Below are 2,208 nucleotides of genomic sequence, written 5' to 3'. Positions count from 1 at the left end.
GCTGCTCGTCGCGCTCGTCGTGCTCGGCGCCCTGGCCGCACGGCGCCGTCGCCGCGCGGCCGAGCGAGGTACCCCGGCTGCGCCCGGCGAGAGCGACGACGAGCGCGAGGCCGCGCCGGAGCTCGCGGGGGCCACCCGATGACCCCGCCGACGCCTCAGCCCCTGACCGACCCGACGACTCGCGCGCGGACCCACCGTGAGCGCCGGACCCGCGCCGGGCGGCTGCTCGCCGTCGCGGCGCTCGCCCTCGGCGTGCTGACGGTGCCCGCGGCGCTGTCCGCCGCCGCGGACGACGTCGTCGTCGACGTCACCATCCCGGAGCCCGACGCGCTCACGGTGAGCGACGCGCAGCTGCGCTGGGCCCTGAACGACGAGACGGGCGGCGGCGCGTTCTTCGGCGGCTGCAACTTCCTGTCGGCCGGCAAGGCGGGCTCGGCCGGGGGCTCGCGCGCGTGGACCGGGCAGGACGGCCTGTACGCGTCACGCGCGGGCGACGTCCGCATCGAGAAGGACGCCCCCGGCGGCGGGCACGTCGAGGCGTCGTGGGCGACCCGCTGCCTCGACGCGTCCGGCGCGCCGGTCGCGGTGGCGTCACCGGAGAGCACGACCGGCAACGAGGTCGTCATCGAGGGCGGTGTCGGCACGGTCGACGCCGCGAGCGGCACCGCGTCGGTGCGCTGGACCGGCTCGTTCACGGTGGTGTTCTACGGCGGCCTGACGTACTGGAGCGCGACCGACCCGGTGCTCGAGGTCGCCGACGGCACCGGCACGCTCACCGCGACGCTCTCCGGCTTCGGCGCCGACCGCACCCAGCCGGGAACGTGGACCGCCCTGACGCCGCGCACGGCCGCGCTGGCGGTCCTCGAGGACGTCGAGGTCACGGAGGCAGGGCTCGTCGTCGTGCCCGAGTACGTCGGGGTCTCGGTGACCGCGCCCGCGGGTGCGGCTCCGCAGAGCGCGCGCGACGCGGCGAGCGCCGCGTACTGGGGCGCGTTCCCGCAGGACTTCGTGGACTTCCAGGGCGAGGTCGGCCAGGCACCGTACTGGTACTCGACCGGGGGAGCGCGCGACCGCGCCAAGCCCGCGGCCGCGCTCGTCGTGAGCTTCGACGCGAGCCGCCCGGTCCCCCCGCCCGCCGCGGACGACGACGACCAGGGCGGCGGGCCCGCGCCGACCGCGGGACTGCGCGTGCCGGAGAACCAGGTGCGGAACCGCCCGGCAGGCGGCGTCGCCCGCCCGGCGCTCGGCGCCCACGCCGACGGCGGACTGACCGCGGTGGCTCCGCAGGTCCCGGCGAGCTCGGGCGCGCAGGCGCTCTCGGCGCAGCCCGTGACGACCCCCGGGCCCGACGAGGGCGGCCTGCTCGACGGGCTGCTCGACGACCCGCTCGCGCTCGGCGCGTTGGGCGCGAGCGTCGTGGCGGCCGCCGCCGGTGCGCTGGGACTGCGACAGGGATGGGTGGTGCTCCCGTGGGTGCGCTGAGCAGGAAGGCCGTCGCGCTGACGGCGCTGTGCTCGCTCGTCGCGACGCTGGCCGCCGCGCCGGCGTTCGCGGACGAGCCCGGCGACGCTCCGGTGCTCGACGACGCGACCCTCACGTGGGGCATCAGCGGCTACGCGCAGGTCGGCATCTTCGGGCCGTGGACCCTGTCGGGTGCGCGCGGCGCGGCCGAGATCCTCCGGGGCTCGGTCTCCGGCGGCTCGCAGGACGTCTACGTCGTCGCGCCTGTCCCCGCGACGTCGATGCCGCGCTCGACCCCGCAGAAGACCCCCAACGCCGTGCGGTTCACCGGCGGCACGGGGACGGTCGACCCGCAGACGGGCGCCGCCGAGCTCAGCTGGACCGGGTCGTACACGGTCAACGCCTACCCGGCGTCGCTGAACGCCCCCGACGAGGTCTACTCCGACCCGGTGCTCTCGGTCGAGCGCAGCGGAGCGGGCACGCTGTCGTTCGACGTGGCGGTCGGGTCGGGCGTCGATCTCGACGGCCAGCCGTCGGCCCCGGTCAGGGTGGGTCGCGTGACCGTGCTGACGTTCTCGTCGGGCGCGCGCAGCGGCCTCGACGACGACTCGTTCCGCCTCACGCCGGACTACCAGGGCGTCACCGTCGACGCGGCGGGTGGCGCGCAGGTGCGGTCGTGCTCGACGTCGGGCGGCGCGACCGGCTGGTGGGGCTCGTGGCCCACGGACTTCGTCGCCGCGATGCCTG

2 protein-coding genes are annotated in these 2,208 nt (G+C 77.1%); both read left to right on the top strand.

Annotation, left to right across the window (positions count from 1 at the left end; translation table 11 throughout):
* The first annotated feature begins 138 nt into the window (after positions 1 to 138).
* A complete protein-coding gene (locus CWIS_RS09235) occupies positions 139 to 1,482 on the top strand; it encodes a hypothetical protein (protein WP_053071645.1) in 1,344 nt (447 codons plus the stop codon).
* The coding region (locus CWIS_RS18785) for a hypothetical protein (RefSeq protein WP_197080802.1) at positions 1,470 to 2,208 on the top strand (739 nt) is incomplete at its 3' end. The genes CWIS_RS09235 and CWIS_RS18785, both read left to right, overlap by 13 nt.

Source organism: Cellulomonas sp. A375-1 (assembly GCF_001040865.1).
Classification (GTDB): Bacteria; Actinomycetota; Actinomycetes; order Actinomycetales; family Cellulomonadaceae; genus Cellulomonas; species Cellulomonas gelida.
Note: the sequence above shows the minus strand (reverse complement) of the source record. Positions and strands in the feature narration are given on the sequence as shown.

Bases quoted from the DNA above. Each gene is read 5' to 3' on its own strand.
- CWIS_RS09235 (WP_053071645.1), top strand. From the start codon at position 139: ATGACCCCGCCGACGCCTCAGCCCCTGACCGACCCGACGACTCGCGCG.